Source organism: Rhodoferax lacus (assembly GCF_003415675.1).
Lineage (GTDB): Bacteria > Pseudomonadota > Gammaproteobacteria > Burkholderiales > Burkholderiaceae_C > Allorhodoferax > Allorhodoferax lacus.
Genome location: NZ_QFZK01000004.1, coordinates 30,184 through 52,723, shown reverse-complemented (window position 1 = coordinate 52,723; position 22,540 = coordinate 30,184). Strand labels below are relative to the sequence as shown.

The following is a 22,540-nucleotide window of genomic DNA, read 5'->3' as shown; positions in this document are numbered from 1 at the left end:
CCTCTGGCCTAACGCTCCAGCGCCTTGGCAGCAGGGCGCTTGTCGGCCGTGTTGTTCCAGTAGGGTGGAGTGTTGAAGAAGCTGTTGATCGGCCCGCCCCACTGCTCATCGGCAAAGAGGGGCCAGTGGTCAGCATCAAAACCGGGGGTGGCCTCCAGGCGTTCCTTGGACACATCGAGCACGTATTCGTCTTCGGAAATATCGTAGGCAAAGGCACTGAAGGGAATGGCGAACAGCTTGCTGCGCATGCCCATGAAGCCGCGCAGGGCCAGCACGCAATAGCTGACTTGGCCGGTCCTCTGGTCCAGCACCAGGTCCTTGATGCTTCCCAGGCTTTCACCCCGGCCCGTTACCACCCCCATGCCGATAATGCGCGTGGCCTTGGTCGGCACGTTCGAGAATCGGGCGATGGTATTCATGGGTGTCTTTCGGTTCGTTGTGAAGGCCCGATTGTTGCGGCAGCTTTACCTGCAGTCTGTGGGCTCGCGCACAGAAGCGTGGGCCGTTGCTGCCTACGATGACACCAGTGCTTCCTTCGGAGACACCGTTTTATCCACCGCAATTTATTGGAGCATCCCCATGAACAAAGACCAGATCAAAGGCACCGTGACAGACATCGCCGGCAAAGCAGAGGAAGCCGCAGGCAAGGCCATCGGCAACACCGAGATGCAGATCAAGGGCCTGCACAAGCAAGCCGTGGGCAACGCCGAAAAAGCCATTGGTGAAGCCAAGCAAGGCCTCAAAGAGGTGAGCGACGCCATCAAGAAAGCGGCCAAGCCCTGAATGGGAACCGGGGCGCAACAGGCCCCGGTCAATTGGCAGCAATGCCAAGGGCCAGGCGCCATCGCCTTGGCCCCGTGCCTCAGGGCTTGGTTTGCGGCGCGGTTTGCGACGTGTAGTGCAACTGGCTCAGATCAAAGCCTTGCGCACTGGCACTGGCCAGCGCGGCCTCCAGCAGGGGCGCTGGCAACTGCGGCGTGCGTGACAGAACCCACAGGTATTTGCGATTGGGGTTGCCCACCACTGCCCAGCGGTATTCCGGATCCAGCCCCAGCACCCAGTAGTCGGCCTTGAAGGGCCAGAAGAACGACACCTTCAAGCGGCTGTTGGCAAACCCCTCCACCACCGTAGCCTTGCCCGTGGCGTCATCAAAACCACTGTCGGTGCGGCAGCGGTTATGCACGTTGATGGCCCCGTCATCGCGCGCACTGTATTCGGCCGTAGTGTCCCCAATGCAGCTGCGCTGGAAGAACATGGGGAAGGCAGCAATCTCAAACCACTTGCCGCTGTAACGCGCCAGGTCCACCGCGGCCACACTGGTGACGGGTGCGGGTGCTGCGGCAGGGGTTTGTGCCAGCGCTGCGAGCGGTGTGCCGAGCAGCAATGCGGGAAGCAGCAGACGGGGAAGAAGGGGGCGCGGAGATGTCATGGAATCTTTCGGATGCGGTTTAGGCCTGCATCATGCACGCTGTGGGTGTGGGGTACGGTGCAGTAGCGTACGGATGGGGGCTGGTGTGCTGACTGCGCAACAGGTGAAATTCTTACCGAACCAACCATGGGTTTTGACGTTGACCCACGACGGCCAACACTGTGACGGTTTGCGCCTGGTCATCCACCTCGTACAGAACATGCTGGCCTACCATGCTGATGCGGCGCACACCTTCACCATAATGCGGCGCGGCTTCGTAAAGCCTCGGAAACTCGGACAAACGCTCGGTGCTCTGAACCAGGCGTTTGCACAGATTGACAGCGTCCGAAAGCGAAGCGTTCTCGGCCAGGTAGTCAAACAAAGCTTCGATATCCTCGAGTGCCGAAGCGCTCCAATCAACCCGATGCACGGCCTGACCTGTCGTAGCGAGCTCCCAGGCGAGCCATGACTTCCTCGGTGCTGAAAGTGGGCCGTGTGTCGGCACGTGCTGCCGCAACTTTCTCTCGAACCCAATCATCGTGCTGAGCCTGGGCCAGCTCTTCATCGGCGAGCCGTTGCAGCAAATCGGTTTGACTCTTGCTGTGGCCCTGCGGACGAATGCGCGGCAAGCTCTCTGCCAGTTCGCGCAAGAAGTTGGCATTCTCGTAGTGGGTAGCAGCGTTCATGGGCTTTCCATTTCCTGTTGATCCGTGGGTCGATGTGCTCCAAAGCTCTTGTGTGTTTTTACCACCATTTCGACCAACGCATAAATAGTTGCCCCCGCCCCTTACACCACCCCCAACATCCCCCGCGGCTGCACCCACAGATCAAAATCAGCCGCACTGACAAAGCCCAGCTGCAACGCCGCCTCGCGCAGGCTGCAACCTTCCACCTGTGCCAGTTTGGCAATCTGCGCGGCGCGGTCGTAGCCGATGTGCGGTGTGAGTGCCGTGACCAGCATCAGCGAGCGTTGTAAATACTCTTCCAGGCGCTGGGCGTCTGCCTGCAGGCCCTGCAAGCAGTGCTGCGTAAAGCTGTGCATGGCGTCGCCCAGCAGGCGGATGCTGTCCTGCACATTCAGGGCGATCAGCGGCTTGTAGACATTGAGCTCAAACTGGCCCTGCGCAGCCGCAATGCCGATGGCCACGTCGTGGCCCATGACCTGGGCGCAGACCATGGTGAGCGCCTCGATCTGCGTGGGGTTGACCTTGCCCGGCATGATGGAGCTGCCGGCCTCGTTCTGCGGCAGCAGAAGCTCGCCCAAGCCGGCGCGCGGGCCGCTGCCCATCAGGCGGATGTCGTTGCCAATCTTGTTGAGCGCTATGGCCAGCATGCGCAGGCTGGCGTGCAGGCCCACCAGCGCCTCGTGCCCGGCCATGGCTGCAAACAGGTTGTCGGCCTGGCGCAGCGGCAGGCCCAGGTGCTCGGCCAGGAGGGCGGCCACACGTGCACCAAACTCCGGGTGGGTGTTCAGGCCCGTGCCCACGGCCGTGCCACCCAGGGCCAGAGCGCCCACTGCCTGCAGGGCGTGTTCGATGCTGCTGCGGCACAGGGCCAGCTGCGCGGCGTAGCCCGCAAACTCCTGGCCCAGGGTGACGGGGGTGGCGTCCTGCAAATGCGTGCGGCCCACCTTGGCCAGGTCCTTGAAGCTCACGGCCTTGTGCAGCAGCGCTTCATGCAGGGCATGCAAGGCGGGCAGCAGCAGCGTGTGGGTTTGCCGGAGTGCGGCGATGTGCATGGCGCTGGGGAAAACGTCGTTGGAAGACTGGCCGCGGTTCACATCGTCATTGGGGTGCACGCGGGTGTCTTGTGTGATGTCGGTATCGGCATTGGCCAGGGTGGCAATGACTTCGTTGACGTTCATATTGCTCTGCGTGCCCGAGCCGGTTTGCCAGACCGAGAGCGGGAAGGCCTCGTCAAACTCGCCCAGGGCGATGCAGCGCGCGGCATCGGCAATGGCTACTTCCTTGCGCGCATCCAGCAGGCCGAGCTGGCCGTTCACGGTGGCGGCCGCCCATTTGATCAGCGCCAGGGCGTGGATGATTTCCAGCGGCATGCGCTGGTTGCCGATGGCAAAAAAATGCAGGCTGCGTGCGGTCTGCGCACCCCACAGCGCGTCTTGCGGTAACTCAATGGAACCGAAGCTGTCGGTCTCGGTGCGCATCTGGGTCATGGTGGTGGCTCTCCATCAGGCGGTTTGCTGGTTTGCGAATTCGCCAAACCCAGTTCGGATGCTTGTTTCATCATGGCATTGCAACCCGGATAGGGGCGCGGGTCTGTGGTGTAACGCACCGAACAAAACCAGGCCCTGTTGCAAGCTCAGCCTCTTTACCTCGCGAGGACATCATGTCGAACAAATCCAACACTGGCGATACCAAGGTTATCAAAACCCTGCGCAGCGACGCGCTCAAGCATCTGGAGCAAGGCGCCGTGACGGCCGACTACTCCGCCGACCGCCCCGAGGTGCTCAGGCAGCTCAATGCGGCCCTGGCCACCGAGCTGGTCTGCGTGCTGCGCTACCGCCGCCACTACTTCATGGCGCGTGGCATCCACTCGCGTGCCGTGGCAGCCGAATTCCTGGCCCATTCCAACGAAGAGCTGGGCCACGCCGACGCCCTGGCCGCGCGCATTGCGCAGCTGGGCGGCGAGCCGGACTTTGCACCGCAAACCCTGACCACGCGCAGCCACGCCGAGTACGTGGCGGGCAACAGCCTGACTGACATGGTGCGTGAAGACCTGATCGCCGAGCGCGTTGCCATCAGCAGCTACCGCGAAATGATTCACTTCCTGGGTGACAAAGACCCCACCACCAGCGATTTGCTCAAGGGCATTCTGGCGGTGGAAGAAGAGCATGCCGATGACCTGGCCAGCCTGCTCAGCGACATGGACGAGGCATAAAACCATGCACAGCCCCCACCCCGTTGCAGCCCTTGTGGGTAGCCTGCGCCAGGAGGACTTGCGCCGCCAAGCGGCCACCACGCTGGCACGACAGCAACGGCGCCTTGCGGGCTGATGCAAGGCAGCTCCCCACAAGGCGCCACACTGCAACGCCCCTTCTCCAAGCGGCTTCTGGGCCTTGGCGCGCTGCTGGGTCTTGCCCTGTTGCTCGCCATCGGCTTTGCGCTGGGTGAGGCACGCGGCTGGCCCCTTCTGATTCAGCCGCTGCAAACCGAACTAACCCAACGCCTGGGGCGCAGCGTACAACTGGTCCCCGTGGCCACACCCGGCACACCCGATGACAAGACCGCCGCACCCGGCAGCGCGCGCCTGCACTTCTGGGGCGGCCTGTCGCTGCAGACACCGTGGCTGCAAGTGGGCGCGCCGGCCTGGAGCCAGGCGCCGCACCTGCTGCAGGCCCGGGATGTGGAAGTGCAGCTGCGCTACATCGATGCCTGGCGTGCCTGGCAGGGTCAGCAACTGCTGGTGCACTCGCTGCGCGCCAGCCAACTGGACGTGGTGCTGGAGCGCCGTGCCGACGGCCTGGCCTCCTGGCAAATTCAGGACCGGCCGGACAGCAGCCCGGCCCCGGCCGCGCCCCTCCTGCAAACCGTGAACCTGTCGCAGGGGCAGCTGCGCTACAACGACGCCAAGCTCGGGCTGGAGGCGCGGGCACAGGCGGTGCTGAAAGACAGCCAGCTGAAGCTGCAACTCCAGGCCGATGCCGGACGCGCCCATATGGAGTTTGATGGCCATGCTGACGACCTGGCCCATTGGGACCGCGCACAGGGCACCTTTACCTTGCAAGGCCCGTCCATGGCAGCCGTAGGCGTGCCGCTGGGTATCACCCTGCCCACCACCGGCGCCTTCAAGGCGCAGGGGCAACTGCGGCACAGCGACAAGCTGTGGGACGTGGTGCTGAGTGCTGTGCAGGTGGGCAGCAGCCGCCTGACCGGCCATTTCATTTTTGATACCCGCAAACCTTTGCCGCAGCTCAGCGGCACGCTGTCCGGTGAGCGCCTGAACCTGCTGGACCTGGGCCCCGCCCTGGGTGCCGAGCCAGCAGCTGCGCACAGGCGCGGCCGGGTGCTCCCCAGCCGGCCGTTTGACCTGGCGTCCCTGCGCACCATGGAGGCCGATGTGGCCATTGCCATCGGCACGGTAGACCTCAACACCAGCCGCCTGGCACCCTTGCAGCCCCTGAACGCCAGGCTGCAACTCAGCCAGGGCTTGCTCAGCCTGAGCGACCTGGACGCGCGCCTGGGCCCGGGCCACATCGGCGGCAAGCTGTCCCTGAACGGCCAGCAGGACCGCGCGCACTGGGTGGCCGATCTGCATTGGGACGGCGTGGCGCTGGAGCAGTGGATTCACCAGACCCGCAGCAAGGGCTTGCCGCCTTATGTGACCGGACGTGCGCAAGGCCAGGCCAGCCTGCGCGGCCGCATCACAGCCACGGTGCAGGGCGGCACGGTGTCGCATCTGCTGGTGGAAGCCGGTGGCCTGGACATGGCCGAGTCGCTGGGCGTGATGGTGCAGGGCGACCAGCCCTTGCGCCTGGACTGCGCTGTGGCCGATCTGACGGTGGCCGCTGGTGTGGCGCGCCCCCAGGTGCTGGTGCTCGACACCAGCGACTCCACCGTCTGGATGGATGGCAGCGTGTCGCTGGCCAGCGAGACGCTGGACCTGCGCGCCGTGGTCGCCCCCAAGGACTTCAGCCCGCTCACCCTGCGCACGCCTTTGCATGTGGGTGGCAGCTTTGCCGCACCCCAGGTATCGGTGGAAAAAGGGCCGCTGAGTCTGAAGCTGGGCTCGGCCTTGTTGCTGGGCCTGATCAACCCGCTGGCGGCCCTGATTCCGCTGGTGGACACGGGTAGCCGCGATGCCTCGCAGCAAGAGGCCCTTGCCTGCCAGGCCCACCTGCAGCAGAAGCTGCAAGGCAAGCTGCCACAGCCAGCGCTTCAGCGGCCTGCCCCATGAGCCACCCGGCCACACACACCGGCTTTCTGCAACGCCTGGGCGAGCGCACCGTGGCCCTGCTGCAGCAGCCTGCAGCGGCGCTGCAGTTTCTGGGCCAGATCACCCTGGCCGCGGGCGACTGCCTGCGCCAGCCGCGGCGCATCCGCTGGCGCGTGGTGCTGTTCAATATCAAGAGCGCGGGTGTGGACGCGCTGCCCATCGTCGGCCTGCTGGCTTTTCTGCTGGGCGTGGTGGTGGCCTACCAGGGTGCAGCGCAGTTGCAAATTTATGGCGCCAACATCTTTGTGGCCGACCTGGTGGGCCTGTCCATGCTGCGCGAGTTTGCGCCGCTGATCACCGCCATCATCGTGGCCGGGCGTTCGGGCTCTGCCTATGCGGCGCAGATCGGCACCATGGTGGTGACCGAAGAAATCGATGCCATGCGCACCATTGGCATAGCGCCGCTGGAGTTGCTGGTGCTGCCCAAAATCCTGGCCCTGATGCTGGCCCTGCCCCTGCTCACGGTGTTTGCCGATGCCGCTGGTGTGGCCGGCGGCATGCTGATGGCACAGGCCCGCCTGGGCGTGGGCTATGGCGAATTCCTGGAGCGGCTGGTCAAAGCGGTGAGCACCACCGATTACCTGATCGGCGTGCTCAAGGCGCCGGTGTTTGCCTTGGTGATTGTGGTGGTGGGCTGCTTCCAGGGTTTTCGCACCCGGGGCGGCGCCGACAGCGTGGGCCAGCAGACCACGCGCAGTGTGGTGCAGTCCATCTTTCTGGTGATCGTGGCCGATGCGCTGTTCTCGGTGGCCCTCAGCATGCTGCACCTCTGACATGGCACACGACATGGCACTGCCCCCATCACCACCCGATGCGGCCACCGCGCCAGTCATCCGCATGCAGGGCATCTGCACGCGCTTTGGCGACAAGGTGGTGCACGACCAACTGGACCTGGAGGTGCGCAAAGGCGAGATCTTTGCGCTGGTGGGCGGCAGCGGCTCGGGCAAGTCCACGCTCTTACGCGAAATGATTCTGCTGCAGCGCCCCGATGCCGGCACCGTCAACGTGCTGGGCCTGGACCTGCACACGGCCAACGCCGCGCAGGCCCTGGCCCTGCGGCTGCGCTTTGGCGTGCTGTTCCAGCAAGGCGGCCTGTTTGGATCGCTCACCGTGCTGGAAAACGTGGGCCTGCCGCTGCGCGAACACCGCAAGCTGCCCAGTGAAGAAATCGACGCGATTGCCGCGCGCAAGATTGCCCTGAGCGGCCTGCCACCCGAGGCCGGTGCCCAGTACCCCGCCAGCCTGAGTGGCGGCATGCTGAAACGCGCCGCCCTGGCACGCGCCCTGGCACTCGACCCCGAGCTGCTGTTCCTGGACGAGCCCACCGCCGGGCTGGACCCGGCCAGTGCCGATGGCTTGGACCTGCTCATCCAGCAACTGCAGGGCGAGCAGGGCCTCACCGTTGTCATGGTCACCCATGACCTGGACCTGCTCTGGCACGCCGCCGACCGGGTGGCCGTGCTGGCCGATGGCCGCGTACAGGGCCTGGGCAGCATGCAGGAGCTCTCCACACTGCTGCAGCCTGCCGTGCAAACCTTTTTTACCGGGCCGCGGGCCCAGGCTGCGCAGCAGCAATACCAACAACCGCCCTACCCAACCGGAGACAGCACATGGAAACCAAGGTGAACCTCACCCTTGTCGGGGCCTTCACCCTGGCCCTGGGCCTGGCCCTGATCGCCACCACCCTGTGGCTGGCCTCTGGCGGCCTGTGGAAAAAGCAGTTCGACATTTACCAGGCCATCGAAAATGAATCGGTCACCGGCCTGAACGTGAATGCACCCGTGCGCTACAACGGCGTGGAGGTGGGCCGCGTGCGCCGCATTGCGCTGGACCCCGAAGACCCGCAGCGCGTCAACCTGTTCCTGGCCATTGAGCAGGGCGCGCCGATTCGACAGGACACTGTAGCCGTGCTCAAGGCCCAGGGCCTGACCGGCATTGCCTATGTGGAGCTTAGCGGCGGTGCGCGCAACACGCCGCCCCTGCGCACCCTGCCCGGTGCGCCCTACCCGGTGATTGCCACCAAGTCCTCGCTGTCCACGCGGCTGGAAAACGTGTTGACGAATGTCGCCGCCAAACTCGACAGCACCTCCAACAACGTCAACGCCATGCTGAGTGAAAAAAACCAGCAGGCCTTTAGCGCGGTGCTGGACAACCTGGCGCGCAGCACAGCCCAATTGGGCCCGGTGTTGCAACGCATGGGCCCCGCGCTGGACCGCGTGGCACCGGCCCTGGACCGTGTGGGGCACAGCGCCGAATCGCTGGCGCGCATGGGCGATGCAGTTACCCAGACCAGCCACGGCGCCACCGAGGCCGTGGGTGCCATCGGTGCGGACGCCAAGCGCTTTGGCACCGACACCCTGCCCGAGCTGGAGCGACTGCTCTCGGAATTGAATGTACTCAGCGCCTCCCTGCGGCGCCTGAGTGAGCAAACCGAAAGCGCGCCCTCGGGCCTGCTGTTCCGCCACCCCCCGGTCCGCCCCGGCCCGGGTGAAACCCTGCCAGAGAGCACCACCCCATGAAGCCCTTGCGCCTATTTCCCTCCCTGTATCAGCGCACCGGTGGTGCCCTGCTCCTGCTCGGCCTGTGCGCCATGCTGCCGGCCTGCTCGCTCCTGGGCAGCAAGCCACAGGCCAGCATGAACAGCTATGCGCTCGACAGCGGTGTGGATGGGGTGATGCCACCTGCACCGGCACCTGCGCCAGTGGGCACCCGCGTGCTGCTGGTGGAGCAGCCCAGCGCAGCGGCGGGCTATGACAGCAAACACATGGTCTACCTGCGCCAGCCCCTGAGCCCGGAGTGGTTTACCCAAAGCAGCTGGGTGGACACCCCGGCGCGCATGCTGGCACCTCTGATGGTGCAAACGCTGCAGGGCAGCGGTGTGTTCAAGGCGGTGGTGCTGGCCCCCAGCGCGGCCCGTGCGGACCTGCGCCTGGACACCGAGATCGTGCGTTTGCAGCAGAGTTTTTTACAGGTGCCCAGCAGTGTGCGTTTCACACTGCAGGTGACCCTGAGCGACAACCGGACACATGAGGTACTGGCCTGGCGCGTGCTGGATGTGGTGCAAGCGGCGACCAGTGAGGATGCGGCGGGCGGCAGTGCGGCGGCCAGCGCGGCGGTGCATGCAGCCCTGCAACAACTGGCTGGCTTTGTGCGGGAGCAAGCGCACTGAGCGTGCCTGGCCCCGAGGCGCCAGCATCGGCAATCAGGCGTTGGCGTGCATCTCGGCGTGGCGGTGCTTGCGCACGCTGACCAGCGGCGCAGCGCCTGAGGGCGCAAAGTCTTCGCGGGCATGGTGGACAGGGCCCAGACCAGCACGCTCGCCATTGCGGTGGGCAATTTCAATTGCGCGGTGCACGCGGTAGGCATCGAGCGCGACCATGCTGGAGCCGTTCACACGAAAGAACGTGCCTTCGCTGTTGGTGGCCAGCAGACCATATTCCTGGCCGAAGCGCACGATGCCCAGCACATGCATGGTCTTGGGAGCGGTGACATAGGCCTTGAGGCTGGAGGCGCCAAGGATGACGCGCATGGGTTCGTTGTGCATGGAAATTTACTCGGGTTGTCATCAGGGTTGATGGATTCGGACCAGACTCCTTTGTAGGTGTTGCAGACTGTTCTGTCGGTGGTCCAGGACACAGACGGACGAAGTCACAGGCCGGATAGTCAGCACACACACGGAGTACCCCATGGAACTGATCGCACCTGACATGACAAGCCTTTTTGCCCAGCTGGGCGAGCCCAATGACGCGGCTTCGATTGCGCGCTTTATGGAACTGAACGGCCACATGCGCGGCCACACCAAGCTGCACGAGGCTGCTTTCTGGTCGCCCTCACAGGCGGCGTTTTTGCGCGACGCGATTGCGCTGGACGCCAATTGGGCACCGGTGGTGGACGCGCTCAACGCCGGCCTGCACGAGGCGGCACAAGCCGCCGGGCTGCAGCAGGCCGGCCAGCCTGCCACGCCACCCCTCTGAGGCCCGCTTAAGGCGCAGGCTTCTGCGTGGGCTCCGTCAGTTCGCGCAAGATGCCACCGGCATCCGCACTGCCCTGCGTGCTGCCAGCGCCTTGCATGCGCAGGAGGCAGCTCTGCCTGTCTTCTGCAGGCAAGGCCGCACAGCGTTGTTCGGCGTTGGCCTGCAAGTCCGCAGGGGTGCTGGCCACGCCCGTGTTGCCACCGGGCTGCAGGGCCGCAGCGGCCTCGCGCAGGCAGTCTTCACGGCTTTGGTTGGAGGCTCCGTTCAGGCACACCTGGCGCTCTTGCTGGTAGGCGCGTTGCCGCTCTGCCCCTGATGTCCCAGCGGCCCCTTCTGACACGCTGGCGGCGGCGGCCACACTGGCCAAAAGCAGCAGGCACAAGGCCAGGGACGCTCTTAATGTGGGTTGCATGGGTTGCCTGCTGGTTGTGGTCATGGTCTTGCCTGCCTTTATTGCCGGCGCTTGCGCAGCAACTCTTCCTCCGGCGTCAATTCACGCTCGGGCCTTTGTCCTTTACCGCGCGGCGCATCGGCATTGCGGCCGGGCGGCCGGGACTGCTCGGCCCGGGCGGCATTGCCCGCTTCGGCTTTGGCGGCCTCTGCTTTGGCTGCTTCGGCGCGGGCCGCATTGTTGCGAGCCGCGTCGGCTTGGGCAGCCGCGTTTCTGGAGGCCTCTGCCCGACCGGCTTCGGCCCTTTGCGCCTCTGCGCGGGCTGCGTCGTTGCGGTTGCCTTCGCCGCGGGCCGCGTCGTTTCGCGCGGCATCGTTTCTTGGCGCATCGCCATTGCCCGTATCGTTGCGCTTTGGCCCCACCCGCACGGGGGCGGCGATCGGTGCAGCGTTGGGCGCAGCAGCGGGTGCTGCGGGCCGGGCGGCCTCGGGTCTGCGCTCGTTGCGTTGCTGGTCTTGGCGTTGCTGGTCTTGGCGCTGCTGGTCTTGGCGTGACTGGTCGTCGCGTGGCCGGTCTTCCCTGGGTCGGTCTTCCCTGGGCCGGTCTTCGCGCTGCGCCTGCGGCGGCAAGGCGATCGGTGCTGCGGCGCCAGGGGCGGTCACCACGCGAACGCGGGTGGGTGCTTGCGCCGGGACATCTGCGCGCTGGGGCATCACCGGGGCCGGTGGCGCCGTGCGGGCCACCACGGGCTGGTTGTCCCGGGGCGGGCGGCTGCGGGCTTCGGCTTCCGGCGCACGCCCACGCTGCGGCTGGCGGTCGGGCGCCACCACGGCACCGCGTACACGCTGGTTGGCATAGCCTTCGCGCCCTGGTGCCTGGCCAGGTCGGTAGACCTCGCGCGGGCCCAGCGGGAACCAGCCGGTGTTGCCCATGCCGCTGTGCCTCTCAGGTGCATTGCGCGCCTGGTTGCCGCCCACAAACACCACCAGCGCCGGGGCATACACCACACGCTCGCGCTTCGCGCCGGGCACCCAGCCCCAGGCGTTGCCCATATAGGCCCAGCGGCCGTAATGCGACACCGCATAGCCCCAGGGCGCATCGTCTATCCAGGTCCAGCCCCAGGGGTTCACCCAGGTCCAGCGGCCATCGCGGTACGGTGTCCAGCCCACGGCCACGCGGCTGGGCAGCCACACATTGCCGTAGTTCACATCCACCACCCAGCGTCCGTTGGCATCCAGGTCTTCATAGCCCACCACACCGGCCGGCACATAGCGCGCCGAGGCCGAGCTGCCCAAGCGGCGTTCGCGCTCCGCGGCCCAGCGGTCGAGTTCATCGGCGCGGTAGTCGCTGACTTCCGTGTAGTCGTAGAGGTCGGTGCCATAAAAGCGATAGGCCTGCCCCCTGTCCACGCGGTAGGAGGCGCCTTCACCAAACACCTCGGCCTCTCCGCCTTGCACCAGTACCAGTGTGGCGTCTGCTTGCGGGTCGACTTCAATGCGGTAATCCCCCGCGCGGCGCAACACCAGGGCCAGGTTGGGCGTGTTCACTTCGATGCTTTGCTGCGGCGCCAGCGCACGCACGCGCAGGCGCAGTGCGCCCTGCGAGAGTTGCAGCTGCGTAATGCGCTCATCCAGGTTCAACACGGTGAGGTTGCTGCGTTCACCCATGCGCACCGCGGCGGTTTCCAGCTGCAGCTCGGCCACGGCGCTGCGGTCGGTCCACAGGTGGTCACCGGTGGTGAGCGGCCGGTTCAGGGAAGCCTGCACCCAGTCCGCATCGCCTGCGGCCAGGAAGCTGACCTCGCCCTCCAGATAGCCCAGGCGGGCCACCCGTGTGAGTGCTTGGGCCTGGGCCCAACTGCCCAGCAGCAGCAGGGCCAGGGACAGGGCGACGGTGCGCCAAGTGGGTAGTGCAATCATGGTGAATCCTTGGCTTAAAAACGGTCATACGCCAGCCGCGCGGCCAGCGTGGCCAGGCAACTTGCAAAAGCGCCCCAGGCCACGTCCACCACCGACACCAGCACCGGCCAGTCCTTCAGGGTGGCCAGGTTGGACAGGTCGTAGGTGGCATAGGCCATCAGGCCGAACAGGGCGCCGCGCAACAGGGCGGGCGCCAGGCCTGTGTCCTGACCGGCGGGCAGCACCGCAAACACCAGCAGGCCCAGCGGGTACAGGGCGTAGAACAGCAGTGCCGGGCCCCAGCGTGGACTCTCGGCCATCAGGTGGCCCAGGCCTTGCTGGTAAAAGTCCTTGGCCAGCAGGCCCAGCCAGAGGCCATCCAGGGTCAGCATCAACAGGGTTGCTGCAGCGTAGGCAGCCAGGTATTTGGTCATGGCAGCAGCTTACGCAGCTCGGGAAGGGAGGCCTGGGATAGGGTCATGACCCCATTGGGCACCCGCGCGGGCGGCCTGTAGGTGCGCTGGCGCACGGTCGGGTGCGGGGTCTCTACCGCCACACGACTGACACCGTTCTGTCACACAGTCTGCCTATGCTGTGCCGCTTATGTCCCATGTACACCCAGCGACCCAGAGCAGCGCCATCCCGGCGCCGCAAGGCTGGCGCAGCCTGCGGCTGGTCAAGGCCGTGCAGGTGCTGCTGCATTTCCTGCGCGGCGGCCAGACGGTGGCGCGCCACTTCCCTGGCTATGACACCCAACAAAAACGCCAAGCCATCCAGCAATGGGCGCAGGGCGTGTTGCAGACACTGCAGGTTACGGTGGACAGCCAAGGCACCACACCGGCCCACTATGCCGGCCTGGTAGTGGCCAACCATTTGTCGTGGCTGGATGTTCTGGTGATCCAGTCCGTTTTGCCGGGCGTGTTTGTGGCCAAGACCGAAGTGAAGCGCTGGCCCCTGATTGGCCCGCTGGCCCAGGCCTGCGCCACGATTTTTGTGGACCGCAGCTCGGCACGTTCAGCCCACAGCATGGTGGACAGCAGCGTAACGGCCATCCATAACGGCTGGTGCGTGGTGGCCTTTCCCGAGGGCACCAGCACCGACGGACGCGACCTGGGCCCCTTCCACGCCAACATCTTTGAGTGCGCCCTGCGCGCGGGCACGCCGGTGCAGACCCTGACCCTGCGCTATGTAGACCGCGCCACGGGGCAGCCCTCCGATGCCGCCCATTTCACCGGCGAGATGACGCTGCTGGCCTCGCTGCTGCGGGTGATGGGCCAGTCCACGCTGTGCGCGCAGGTGCATCTGGGCGAACACATTGAAGTGCAGGGCCAGACGCGCAAGACGCTGGCCCAAAGAGCCCACAGCCAGATACGCACCCTGCTGCTCGCCCTGGCCCTGGCGCAAGGGACGGCTTGAACGCGGACGCCAAACGATATAAACTATATACATCGTTTATAAAAATTGGAGTTCCGCCATGCAAACCAGCCCTGCCGTCATCGAAGCCTCTTCCCCCGCAGCCCCTGCAGCAGAATCTGCAGCGGTGGTGGTCGCCAAGCCTGCGGTGAAAGCACCCGCAAAGCCTGCCGTCAAGGTTGCAGCCAAGGCCGCCACCCAATCCCCCGCCAAGAAGCCCGCAGCCAAGAAGCCAGCAGCCAAGGCTGTCAGCAAGCCCGTGGCCAAGCCCGCCGCCAAAGCCCCCGCAAAACCAGCGGCAAAAGCGGCCGCCAAGCCCGTGGCCAAGCCCGCTGTCAAGGCAGCCCCCAAAGCCGCGGCAAAGCCTGCTGCCAAGCCTTCCAAGCCAGCAGCTGCCAAACCCGCCAAAGAGAAAAAAATCAAGATGGTGCGTGACAGCATCTCCATCCCCAAGGCCGAATACACGGTGCTCGAAGAGATGAAGCTGCGCGCCGCCAAGCTGTCCCTGCCGATTAAGAAGACCGAGCTGATCCGCGCCGGCATCAAGGCCCTGGCCGCTCTGCCGGACGCCGCCTTCCTCAGCGCCGTGCGCGCCGTGCCTAGCCTGAAGACCGGCCGCCCCGCCAAGTCGGCCTAAGCACCGGCAGGCCCCTGCAGGGCGCATGCTCTGCAGTGCCACGTCACGTCAAGCCACGGAAGCCCGGCCTGCATCGCAGTCCGGGCTTCTTCGCATATTCACCCAACTGACACGCAAGCGTCACGCATCACCGTTACCTTAGAGCCGTTGACCAACTCCCATAGGTGATGCGCATGTTCTTCAAATTCTTCAGCGTGAAAAAGATACTCGACGCACTGTTTGACGACAGCTGGTGCCTGCTGTGCCTGCCAGAAGGGGACGACGCGTTTGACCTGCAGCTCGCAGAGCTTCCATAAAAGAGACCCCCAGCCCTTTGCAGGGCTGGGGGTCAATCGATGCGGTATGAAACGAAACGCACCGAGGAGACAAGCGGCTGAGCCAGTGCGCACTGTGCCGGGGCAACCCGGATGCGAAGCAGGCTCATGCCAAGGTTGTATGCAAGAACGGGGCCAGGTGCAACAGCCTGAGCCGCCCACCCGCCCCACCCCTCAGTGACTCATCTCCAGCAGCGGCACCTCTTTGGCGCGCGCCGCCTCGGCGGCTTCCTGGGCCACCAGTTCGTCCCAGAACACAATCTCCAGCCGGCCGTCCAAATGCTCCACCAGGGCGCTGCGGCTTTCCACCCAGTCGCCGTCGTTGCAGTACAGGGTGCCGTTGATGTCGCGCATCTCGGCGCGGTGGATGTGGCCGCAGACCACACCCCCATGGCCGCGGTGTTGTGCTTCCTTGGCCACGGCTACTTCGAAGTCGGTTACATAGTTGAGTGCAGACTTGACTTTGCCCTTGAGGTACTGCGAGAGCGACCAGTAAGGCAGACCCATGCGCGCGCGCAGGGAGTTGAGGCTGCGGTTGAGCTTGAGGGTGAATTCATAGGCGTTGTCGCCCACGTAGGCCAGCCACTTGGCGCACTGGATGACGCCGTCAAAGTAGTCGCCGTGGGTGATCCACAGTGACAGGCCCAGGGCCGTGGTGTGCACCGTGTCTTTTTGCACGGTGATGTCGCCAAACTTGTGGCCCACAAAGCCGCGGGCGAATTCGTCGTGGTTGCCCGGCACAAACACCACATGGCAGCCCTTGCGCGCGCGGCGCAGCAGCTTTTGCACCACGTCGTTGTGGGCCTGCGGCCAGAACCAGCGGCGGCGCAGCTGCCAACCGTCCACGATGTCCCCGACCAGGTAGAGGTAGTCGCTGCGGTGGTGCTTCAGGAAGTCCAGCAGGGCCTCGGCCTGGCAGCCCACGGTGCCCAGGTGGATGTCGGAGATGAAGACCGCGCGGTAGCGCAGCTTGGGTGCGTCCTCGTCAGAGTCGCCGCCGGTCTGCATGGCAGCACCCATCCAGTCGCTGGCTGACATTCCGGGCACGGCGCGCATCAGGCCCCCAGAAAGTGCTTGCGGTAGCGCGAGGGCAGATCGGCAATGCGCATCAGCATGGGCAGGTCGGCGGTGTTGAAGTCCGGGTCCCACGCCGGGGCCCCGAGCACCTTGGCGCCCAGGCGCAGATAGCCCTTGATCAGCGCCGGTGCTTCCACCTTGAGCGTGCAGTCCAGGCGCTCCACCGGCAGCGGCAGGCGTGGGCGCACATGGTATTCAATCGGTGCCAGGTTCGTGGCCTGCAGCTGGGTCCAGATGCTGGCAGCCACATCGCCGCTGACCACGCCGTTGTGCAGCATGGGGATGCTGGCGCAGCCAATCATGGTGTCGAGCTGGTTGCGCGTCATGAACTCGGCCAGGGCCCCCCACAGCGCCATGATGACGCCGCCATGGCGGTGGTCCGGGTGCACGCAGCTGCGGCCCAGCTCCACCATGCGCTCGCGCAAGCTGCGCAGGCGGGTCAGGTCAAACTCGGTATCACTGTAGGTGCTGCCCACGCGCTTGGCCTGCACGGGGGTCAGCACCCGGTAGGTGCCAATCACCTGGTCGCTGGCGGTATCGCGCACCAGCAGGTGCTCGCAGTAGTTGTCAAACAGGTCCACATCGTGGCCGGCAATGGGGGTGCTCAGGCGTGCGCCCATCTCGCCGGCAAACACGTCATAGCGCAGCTTCTGTGCAGCGCGCACTTCGTCGTGGTGCTGGGCCCAGGACACTTTGATGCCCTGCGGCTGCGTCTTGGGGGCCTGGATCAGGGTGGAAATCAGGGCGACCGCGGGAGCCTGCACGGCAACACTGTCGCGCACTTGGATGAGAGGTTCTTGCATGGTGTTCATGCAGGAAATTGTTCCCCTGCGCCATGACCCATTCATGGCGAACCCATGAAGCTTTTATGACGCCCTTGTCACCGTTCTTACACATGGCGCGGCTAGATTTGCGCATGGCCGCAGCATCCCGACTTCACGTTCCTCTCTCTATCTGCTGGCGCGCCCTCGTGCTGGCCGCCGTGCTTGCAGGCCTGTGCGCCTGCTCGCCGCGCCTCTTGCTGGTACGCGGCATGGCCGATGGCCTGGCCGCACAGGGCCAGTCACCCGAAGACGACCTGGTGCTGGCACGCGAGGCCAGCGCGTTCTATCTGAAGCTGTCTGAGTCGCTGTTGCAGGAAGTGCCGGACCACTTGCCCTTGTCGCAGGCCCTGGCCAGCGGCTTTACCCAATACGCCTATGCCTTTGTGGCCTTTGAGGCCGAGCGCATCGAGTCGCGCGACAGCCGCGCCGCCCAGGCCTTGCGCGAGCGCGCCGCCCGCCTGTACGCCCGTGCCAACCGCCACGCCCTGGCTGCACTCGAACAAAGCCAGCCCGGCTTTCGCCACGCGCTGGAGAGTGCCAACCCGAAAGACTGGCCGCAGCTGCGCGCCGAGCAAGTCGGCCTGGCCTACTGGGGTGCAGCCAGCTGGGGTGGCCTGATCTCGCTGTCCAAGGACAAACCCGACACCGTGGCCGACCTGCCGCTGGCCATGCGCCTGGCCCAACTGGCCTATGCCCGCCAACCCGGCTATGGCCAGGGCGCGCTGGCCGGGTTGATGGCCAGCTTCGAGTCAGCCCGGCCCGGTGGCTCCAGCGCCCAGGCGCTGGGCTACTTTGACCAGGCTATTGCTCTGGGGGGCGCTGCGGCGGCCAGCCCGCTGGTGGCCAAGGCCGAGGGCGTGGCCCTGCCGGCGGGTGACCGCGCGGCTTTTGAAGCCCTGCTGCAACAGGCCTTGCAGGTGGCAGCAGCGCACCCCGATCTGCAGAACGCCGTGATGCGCGAGCGCGCCCAGTGGCTGCTCTCCAGCGCGGACGATCTGTTTTAAGGCCGCCCACTGCAGCTGCAAAAGGCCTTGCGCATCCAGAAATCTCTACGCCCCTCTTTGCCCTGATTTCAACGTTACTTCACCCATGCTCCCCATGCCCAAATTCATCACCGCCCTGCTGCTCGCTCTGATCTGTGTTGTCTCGTCCCAGGCCAAGGCCGCCGACATGCAGATGCGCGTGGGCACCCTGGCGCCCAAGAATTCGCTCTACCACCGCCAGCTGCTGGAGATGGGCGAGACCTGGCGCGCGGTGCAGGGCGGCGCGTCCAAGTACGTGGTCTATGCCGATGGCAGCCAAGGGGGTGAAGCCGAAATGGCGCGCCGCATGCGCATAGGCCAGCTGCAGGGCGCGCTGCTCTCGGTGGTGGGCCTGCGCGAGATCGAGCCGTCTATTACCGCCCTGCAAAACCTGCCCCTGCTGTTCAAAAGCTGGGAAGAGCTGGACTTTGTGCGCGAAAAAATGCGCCCGGCCATGGAGAAGAAATTTCTGGACAAGGGCTTTGTGGTGCTGGCCTGGGGCGATGCGGGCTGGGTGCGCTTTTTCAGCAAGGACGCGGCCGTGCGCCCCGAGGACTACAAGCGCATGAAGTTCTTTGCCTGGGGGTCGGAGCCCGAGCAGCAAGCCATCATGAAGAGCCTGGGCTACACGCCGGTGCCGCTGGAGACGGCCGACATCCTGCCTTCTATCCAGACCGGCATGATCAACGTGGTGCCCTCCACGCCCTACTTCGCGCTGGCCAGCCAGGTCTACAACACGGCACCCCACATGCTGGAGATCAACTGGGCCCCCATCGTGGGCGCCATGGTGGTGACCACCAAGTCCTGGGAGGCCATGACACCCGAGGCCCAAAAAGCCCTGCGCGCCGCCGGTGACAAGGCAGGAAGCCAGATGCGCGCGCAGGCGCGCCAGGAAGTCACCGATGCGGTGGAAGCCATGAAGAAGCGCGGCCTGATCGTGCACAAGCCCAACGCCGCCGAGATGCAGGAATGGAACGCGCTGGCCGAACAACTCTACCCGCGCATCCGCGGCACCATGGTGCCCGCCGAGACCTTTGACGAGGTGTTCAAACAGGTCAAGGCCTACCGCGCCCTGCCGGCGAAATGAAGCTGGGTTTGCGAGGGCTGATGGGCCAGCTCGACAGCGTGCTGGCGGCCAGCGCACTGGTGCTGATGGCGCTGATTCCGCTGGTGGAAATTCTGGTGCGCCCGCTGGCGGGCAGCGGCATCGAGAATGCCTCGGTCATCGTGCAGCACCTGGGTCTGGTAATGGCCATGTTTGGTTCGGTGGCGGCGCTGCGCCACGGCCACCTGAGCAGCTTTGGCAAGGGTTTTGCATCTGCCACCTGGCCGCGTCTGACCACTTTTAGCCAACGCTACGGCCTGCTGTTTGCAGCCCTGGTGTGCGGCCTTTTGTGCATGGCCAGCTGGCGTCTGGTGGACAGCGAGCGGCCGGTGGCCCACCTGCTGGCCTACGGCATTCCGGTGTGGTGGCTGCAGGCCAGCATGCCGCTGGGTTTTGCGTGGTTGGGCCTGCAGCTGGGCGTGCAGGGCATGCGGCCCTTTGCTACGCCCGCAGGTCTGGGCGCTTGGCCCCGGCAGCTGGGCACCGTGTTGTCTGCGCTGCCCCTGCTGCTGGGTGTGTGGCTGGCTTGGCAGCTGGACGGCACTGCCCTGACGGTGTGGCCCGCAGTCATCGCCCTGGTGGCGGGCCTGCTGTGTGGCGCCCCCATTTTTTCGGTACTGGGCGCGCTGGCGCTGGCGCTGTTCTGGCAGGACGGCTTGCCGCTGGCGTCCATCGCGCTCTCGCACTACCAGATCACCGTCAACCCCTCGCTGCCTGCGCTGCCCCTGTTCACCCTGGCCGGCCTGGTGTTTGCCCGTACCGGTGCGGCCAAGAGGCTGGGTGCCGTATTTGTGGCGCTGTTTGGCGGCGGCCCCACCGGCACGGTGGTGGCAGCTGCGGTGCTGTGCTCGGCCTTTACCGCCTTCACCGGCGGCAGTGGTGTGACCATCCTGGCCCTGGGCGGCCTGCTGCTGCCGCTGCTGCGCAACGCCGGTTTTCCGGAGCAGCGCGGCATCAGCCTGGTGACCAGTGCCAGCGCCTTGGGCGTGCTGCTGGCACCCTCGGTGCCGCTCATCATGTACGCCATCATTGCGCGCGTGCCCATCAACACCATGTTTCTGGCCGGGCTGCTGCCGGCCTGCATCATGGTGGTGTTCTTGCTGGTGCTGGGCGGGTATCTGCGGCGCCTGCCTGCGGCTTACTCAGCAACGCTGGACCCGGCAACCAGTCCTGCCGAAGTTGCCCCCCGGCTGGCCGCACAGCGCCCCGCGGTCGGGGCTGCGCTGTGGCAGGCCAAGTGGGAAATCCTGGCCCCCGCAGTGGCCATTGGCGCACTGGTCAGCGGCCTGGCCACACCGACCGAGAGTGCCGCCATTGCAGCGGCCTATGCCATCCTGACCCAGGTGCTGGCGCACCACGAACTGGGCTGGAAGAAGCTGGGCACAACACTGGCCGAATGCACGCAAATCATTGGTGGCGTGATGCTGATCCTGGGCATGGCCCTGGGCCTGACCAACTTCCTGATTGAAGCCGGCATACCCGACATGGCCATTGAATGGGTGCAAGGCATGGTGCCCAACAAGTGGGTGTTTCTGCTGGTGCTCAATGTGTTCCTGTTCCTGGCCGGCGCCCTGATGGAAATCTTCGCCGCCCTGGTGGTGCTGGTGCCGCTGCTGCTGCCGGTGGCCATGAGCTACGGCATTGACCCGGTGCACTTCGGCATCATCTTCCTGGCCAATATGGAGCTGGGCTTTCTGTGCCCGCCGGCCGGCATGAACATCTACTTTGCCTCGGCCATGTTCAACAAGCCGGTGCGCTATGTGGCCGTGGCCGTGCTGCCCGCACTCTTGGCCATCTTTCTGGGCACGCTGGCCATTGCGCTGGTGCCGGCCACGGCCACCTGGCTGCCCAATCTGCTGCTGGGCGCAGCGCGCTGATCAGGCAGCGGGCAGGGCCTGCAGTTCTTCGGGCTGGCTGGCTGTCAGCCTGAAGACCGTCAGGGCATTGCGCAGGTGGCTGACTTCATCGGCCAGGCTGCGCGTGCCGGCGGCAGACTCCTCCACCATGGCGGCATTCTGCTGGGTCGCCTGGTCAATACCCTCCATGGCCACGCTGATCAGGTGGATGCCCTCGAACTGCTCGTTGGAGGCCAGACGGATGTCCTCGATGATGGCCGAGACGCCCTCCACGCTGGCTACGATGTCGTGCATCTTGCGCCCGGCGTTTTCCACCTGGAGGGTACCGGCCTCAATCTGCTCCACCGAGGCGCCGATGATGGATTTGATTTCGCGCGCCGCACCCGACGAACGACTTGCCAGGGAACGCACCTCGGAGGCCACCACGGCAAAGCCACGGCCCTGTTCCCCGGCGCGTGCCGCTTCCACCGCCGCATTGAGGGCCAGGATGTTGGTCTGAAACGCAATGCCTTCAATCACGCCAATGATCTCGGTGATCTTTTGCGAAGACACGTTGATGGCCTGCATGGTCTGCACCACACCGGCCACAATGCTGCCGCCTTCACCGGCCACCTGCACTGCTGCGCGCGCCGAGGCCACCGCCTGCGTTGCCGATTCGGTGGTCAACTTCACCGCCATGGACAACTGGTCCACCGAGGCTGATGTCTTTTGCAGCGAGATGGCAGCCTGCTCGGTGCGCACCGACAGGTCGCTGTTGGCGCTGGCAATTTCCGAGGTGTTGTTGTTCACAATTTCCACACCCGCTTGCACTTCGTTGACCAGGCGGCTGAGCTGCGCGCGCATCAGTCCCATGCCCTGCATCACCTGCGCGAGTTCGTCCGTGCCGGCTTGCACCATCTCCTGGCTCAGGTCACCGCTGCCCCAGGCAATAGCCACCCGTTGCAGCTCGCCCACCGGCGCCAGAATGGAACGCACCAGCGCCAGCACCAGCAGCAAGGCCAGCACCGACACCAGCACCGTGGCACCCACCACAGCCCAGGGAGCCGCGGCACCGGCCAGCACCAGTTGCTCCCGCTTGGCATGGGCCCGCTTGGCAATGGACTCCGACAGAGTGGCCAGCGAATGGTCCGTGCGTTGCAGGCTGTCCATGACAGGCGCCATGGCGGCATTGGCAGCCCAGGGGTCGTGCAGTCCGCCCTGCGCAATCTGCTGCAGCACGCCTTTGAAGCCCTGCTCATAGCCATCTATGGCTATCGAAGTGGCTGCCAGCACAGGCGCTTCATCCGCAGCGATCAGGGGCGCCAGGTCTTTCAGCCCTTGGCGTATACGCGCGATCTCCTTGTTCCACAGCGCGGTGTGGTGCTCGGTGGCCTGGTCATCGCCCATGGTCAGCAGCACATCTTTTTCAAACCGCCTGGCGTCGCTGATGGCGGTGTGCACACCACCCACCTCGCGCACGGCCCTGAACTCATGGTCAATAAAGCCGGTGGCCTGGTCCGATACGCGCAGGATGGTCAGGGAGGAAAAGGCCCCCAGCATCCACAGCGAGGCCACTGAGAAAGCCAGCAGAGCCAACAGCCGCGTGCGTATTTTCACGTTGTTCATGAATTGCATGAAGACCTTCAATGATTGCAGGCATCCATTGGATGCAACTTTTGTGACAGGCGC

Annotated in this window: 26 protein-coding genes; 14 read left to right on the top strand and 12 right to left on the bottom strand. The window is 65.4% G+C overall.

Annotated features, from left to right (window positions below; translation table 11 throughout):
- Positions 1-8: 8 nt before the first annotated feature.
- The gene (locus DIC66_RS08300; RefSeq protein ID WP_117176021.1) at positions 9-419 is read right to left on the bottom strand and encodes a PRC-barrel domain-containing protein; all 411 of its coding nucleotides are present in this window, start codon (positions 417-419) and stop codon (positions 9-11) included.
- 160 nt (positions 420-579) lie between these two features.
- Here DIC66_RS08300 and DIC66_RS08295 point away from each other — a divergent pair, with 160 nt between their 5' ends.
- Complete coding sequence (locus tag DIC66_RS08295; protein ID WP_117176587.1) at positions 580-783, top strand: CsbD family protein; 204 nt, start codon at positions 580-582, stop codon at positions 781-783.
- A 79-nt stretch (positions 784-862) separates the two neighbouring features.
- Here the strand turns inward: DIC66_RS08295 and DIC66_RS08290 are convergent, their stop codons facing one another.
- From DIC66_RS08290 to DIC66_RS08275, 4 genes are all read right to left on the bottom strand, one after another.
- Positions 863-1,429, bottom strand: a complete 567-nt coding sequence (locus DIC66_RS08290; RefSeq protein ID WP_117176019.1) for a lipocalin family protein — start codon at positions 1,427-1,429, stop codon at positions 863-865.
- A 112-nt stretch (positions 1,430-1,541) separates the two neighbouring features.
- A complete protein-coding gene (locus DIC66_RS23230) occupies positions 1,542-1,790 on the bottom strand; it encodes a type II toxin-antitoxin system RelE/ParE family toxin (protein WP_199534689.1) in 249 nt (82 codons plus the stop codon).
- A 34-nt stretch (positions 1,791-1,824) separates the two neighbouring features.
- Complete coding sequence (locus tag DIC66_RS08280; protein WP_117176015.1) at positions 1,825-2,094, bottom strand: plasmid stabilization protein; 270 nt, start codon at positions 2,092-2,094, stop codon at positions 1,825-1,827.
- A 101-nt stretch (positions 2,095-2,195) separates the two neighbouring features.
- A complete protein-coding gene (locus tag DIC66_RS08275; RefSeq protein ID WP_117176013.1) occupies positions 2,196-3,581 on the bottom strand; it encodes a class II fumarate hydratase in 1,386 nt (461 codons plus the stop codon).
- A 173-nt stretch (positions 3,582-3,754) separates the two neighbouring features.
- Between DIC66_RS08275 and DIC66_RS08270 the strand changes: the two genes are divergently transcribed.
- From DIC66_RS08270 to DIC66_RS08245, 6 genes are all read left to right on the top strand, one after another.
- Positions 3,755-4,306: a ferritin-like domain-containing protein gene (locus DIC66_RS08270; RefSeq protein WP_117176011.1), complete on the top strand. Its 552-nt coding sequence runs from the start codon at positions 3,755-3,757 to the stop codon at positions 4,304-4,306.
- A gap of 114 nt (positions 4,307-4,420) precedes the next feature.
- Positions 4,421-6,322 carry an AsmA family protein gene (locus DIC66_RS08265; RefSeq protein WP_117176009.1) on the top strand — a complete coding sequence of 634 codons (1,902 nt, stop codon included), beginning with the start codon at positions 4,421-4,423 and terminating at the stop codon, positions 6,320-6,322.
- Positions 6,319-7,134, top strand: a complete 816-nt coding sequence (locus DIC66_RS08260; protein ID WP_117176008.1) for an MlaE family ABC transporter permease — start codon at positions 6,319-6,321, stop codon at positions 7,132-7,134. Before DIC66_RS08265 ends, DIC66_RS08260 begins: the two co-directional genes overlap by 4 nt.
- A 13-nt stretch (positions 7,135-7,147) precedes the next feature.
- On the top strand, positions 7,148-7,987 hold the full coding sequence (locus DIC66_RS08255) for an ABC transporter ATP-binding protein (RefSeq protein WP_117176585.1): 840 nt from the start codon (positions 7,148-7,150) through the stop codon (positions 7,985-7,987).
- Positions 7,972-8,880: an MlaD family protein gene (locus DIC66_RS08250; RefSeq protein ID WP_117176006.1), complete on the top strand. Its 909-nt coding sequence runs from the start codon at positions 7,972-7,974 to the stop codon at positions 8,878-8,880. Before DIC66_RS08255 ends, DIC66_RS08250 begins: the two co-directional genes overlap by 16 nt.
- Entirely contained in the window at positions 8,877-9,530 is a 654-nt protein-coding gene (locus DIC66_RS08245; protein ID WP_117176004.1) for an ABC-type transport auxiliary lipoprotein family protein, read from the top strand. Before DIC66_RS08250 ends, DIC66_RS08245 begins: the two co-directional genes overlap by 4 nt.
- A gap of 33 nt (positions 9,531-9,563) precedes the next feature.
- Here the strand turns inward: DIC66_RS08245 and DIC66_RS08240 are convergent, their stop codons facing one another.
- Positions 9,564-9,905 carry a hypothetical protein gene (locus tag DIC66_RS08240; protein WP_117176002.1) on the bottom strand — a complete coding sequence of 114 codons (342 nt, stop codon included), beginning with the start codon at positions 9,903-9,905 and terminating at the stop codon, positions 9,564-9,566.
- A gap of 142 nt (positions 9,906-10,047) precedes the next feature.
- Between DIC66_RS08240 and DIC66_RS08235 the strand changes: the two genes are divergently transcribed.
- Entirely contained in the window at positions 10,048-10,335 is a 288-nt protein-coding gene (locus DIC66_RS08235; RefSeq protein ID WP_117176000.1) for a DUF2789 family protein, read from the top strand.
- Positions 10,336-10,342: 7 nt separating this feature from the next.
- Here DIC66_RS08235 and DIC66_RS08230 read toward each other — a convergent pair whose 3' ends face one another.
- The 3 genes from DIC66_RS08230 to DIC66_RS08220 are packed head-to-tail and all read right to left on the bottom strand — an operon-like array spanning position 10,343 to position 13,058.
- Positions 10,343-10,771 carry a hypothetical protein gene (locus tag DIC66_RS08230; RefSeq protein WP_233505841.1) on the bottom strand — a complete coding sequence of 143 codons (429 nt, stop codon included), beginning with the start codon at positions 10,769-10,771 and terminating at the stop codon, positions 10,343-10,345.
- Positions 10,772-10,785: 14 nt separating this feature from the next.
- Positions 10,786-12,645, bottom strand: a complete 1,860-nt coding sequence (locus DIC66_RS08225; protein ID WP_117175996.1) for a DUF6600 domain-containing protein — start codon at positions 12,643-12,645, stop codon at positions 10,786-10,788.
- A gap of 14 nt (positions 12,646-12,659) precedes the next feature.
- Entirely contained in the window at positions 12,660-13,058 is a 399-nt protein-coding gene (locus DIC66_RS08220) for a DUF2177 family protein (protein ID WP_117175994.1), read from the bottom strand.
- 169 nt (positions 13,059-13,227) lie between these two features.
- Here DIC66_RS08220 and DIC66_RS08215 point away from each other — a divergent pair, with 169 nt between their 5' ends.
- The 3 genes from DIC66_RS08215 (at position 13,228) to DIC66_RS23590 (ending at position 14,970) form a co-directional block, all read left to right on the top strand.
- On the top strand, positions 13,228-14,040 hold the full coding sequence (locus DIC66_RS08215; protein WP_117175992.1) for a lysophospholipid acyltransferase family protein: 813 nt from the start codon (positions 13,228-13,230) through the stop codon (positions 14,038-14,040).
- A 58-nt stretch (positions 14,041-14,098) separates the two neighbouring features.
- Positions 14,099-14,674: a hypothetical protein gene (locus tag DIC66_RS23225; RefSeq protein WP_199534688.1), complete on the top strand. Its 576-nt coding sequence runs from the start codon at positions 14,099-14,101 to the stop codon at positions 14,672-14,674.
- A 173-nt stretch (positions 14,675-14,847) separates the two neighbouring features.
- Complete coding sequence (locus tag DIC66_RS23590) at positions 14,848-14,970, top strand: hypothetical protein (RefSeq protein ID WP_275405212.1); 123 nt, start codon at positions 14,848-14,850, stop codon at positions 14,968-14,970.
- A 192-nt stretch (positions 14,971-15,162) separates the two neighbouring features.
- Here the strand turns inward: DIC66_RS23590 and DIC66_RS08200 are convergent, their stop codons facing one another.
- Both DIC66_RS08200 and DIC66_RS08195 read right to left on the bottom strand, forming a co-directional pair.
- Positions 15,163-16,008 carry a UDP-2,3-diacylglucosamine diphosphatase gene (locus DIC66_RS08200; RefSeq protein WP_233505863.1) on the bottom strand — a complete coding sequence of 282 codons (846 nt, stop codon included), beginning with the start codon at positions 16,006-16,008 and terminating at the stop codon, positions 15,163-15,165.
- 35 nt (positions 16,009-16,043) lie between these two features.
- Positions 16,044-16,877: a GNAT family N-acetyltransferase gene (locus DIC66_RS08195; RefSeq protein ID WP_117175986.1), complete on the bottom strand. Its 834-nt coding sequence runs from the start codon at positions 16,875-16,877 to the stop codon at positions 16,044-16,046.
- Positions 16,878-16,981: 104 nt separating this feature from the next.
- Between DIC66_RS08195 and DIC66_RS08190 the strand changes: the two genes are divergently transcribed.
- The 3 genes from DIC66_RS08190 (at position 16,982) to DIC66_RS08180 (ending at position 20,893) form a co-directional block, all read left to right on the top strand.
- Positions 16,982-17,893, top strand: a complete 912-nt coding sequence (locus DIC66_RS08190) for a TRAP transporter TatT component family protein (protein WP_233505840.1) — start codon at positions 16,982-16,984, stop codon at positions 17,891-17,893.
- A 94-nt stretch (positions 17,894-17,987) separates the two neighbouring features.
- Entirely contained in the window at positions 17,988-18,998 is a 1,011-nt protein-coding gene (locus DIC66_RS08185) for a TRAP transporter substrate-binding protein (protein WP_233505839.1), read from the top strand.
- Positions 18,995-20,893, top strand: coding sequence for a TRAP transporter large permease subunit (locus DIC66_RS08180; RefSeq protein ID WP_117175980.1), 1,899 nt, complete (start codon positions 18,995-18,997; stop codon positions 20,891-20,893). The genes DIC66_RS08185 and DIC66_RS08180 overlap by 4 nt, the downstream gene beginning before the upstream one ends.
- Here DIC66_RS08180 and DIC66_RS08175 read toward each other — a convergent pair whose 3' ends face one another.
- On the bottom strand, positions 20,894-22,486 hold the full coding sequence (locus DIC66_RS08175) for a methyl-accepting chemotaxis protein (protein WP_158558873.1): 1,593 nt from the start codon (positions 22,484-22,486) through the stop codon (positions 20,894-20,896).
- Between the last annotated feature and the right edge of the window lie 54 nt (positions 22,487-22,540).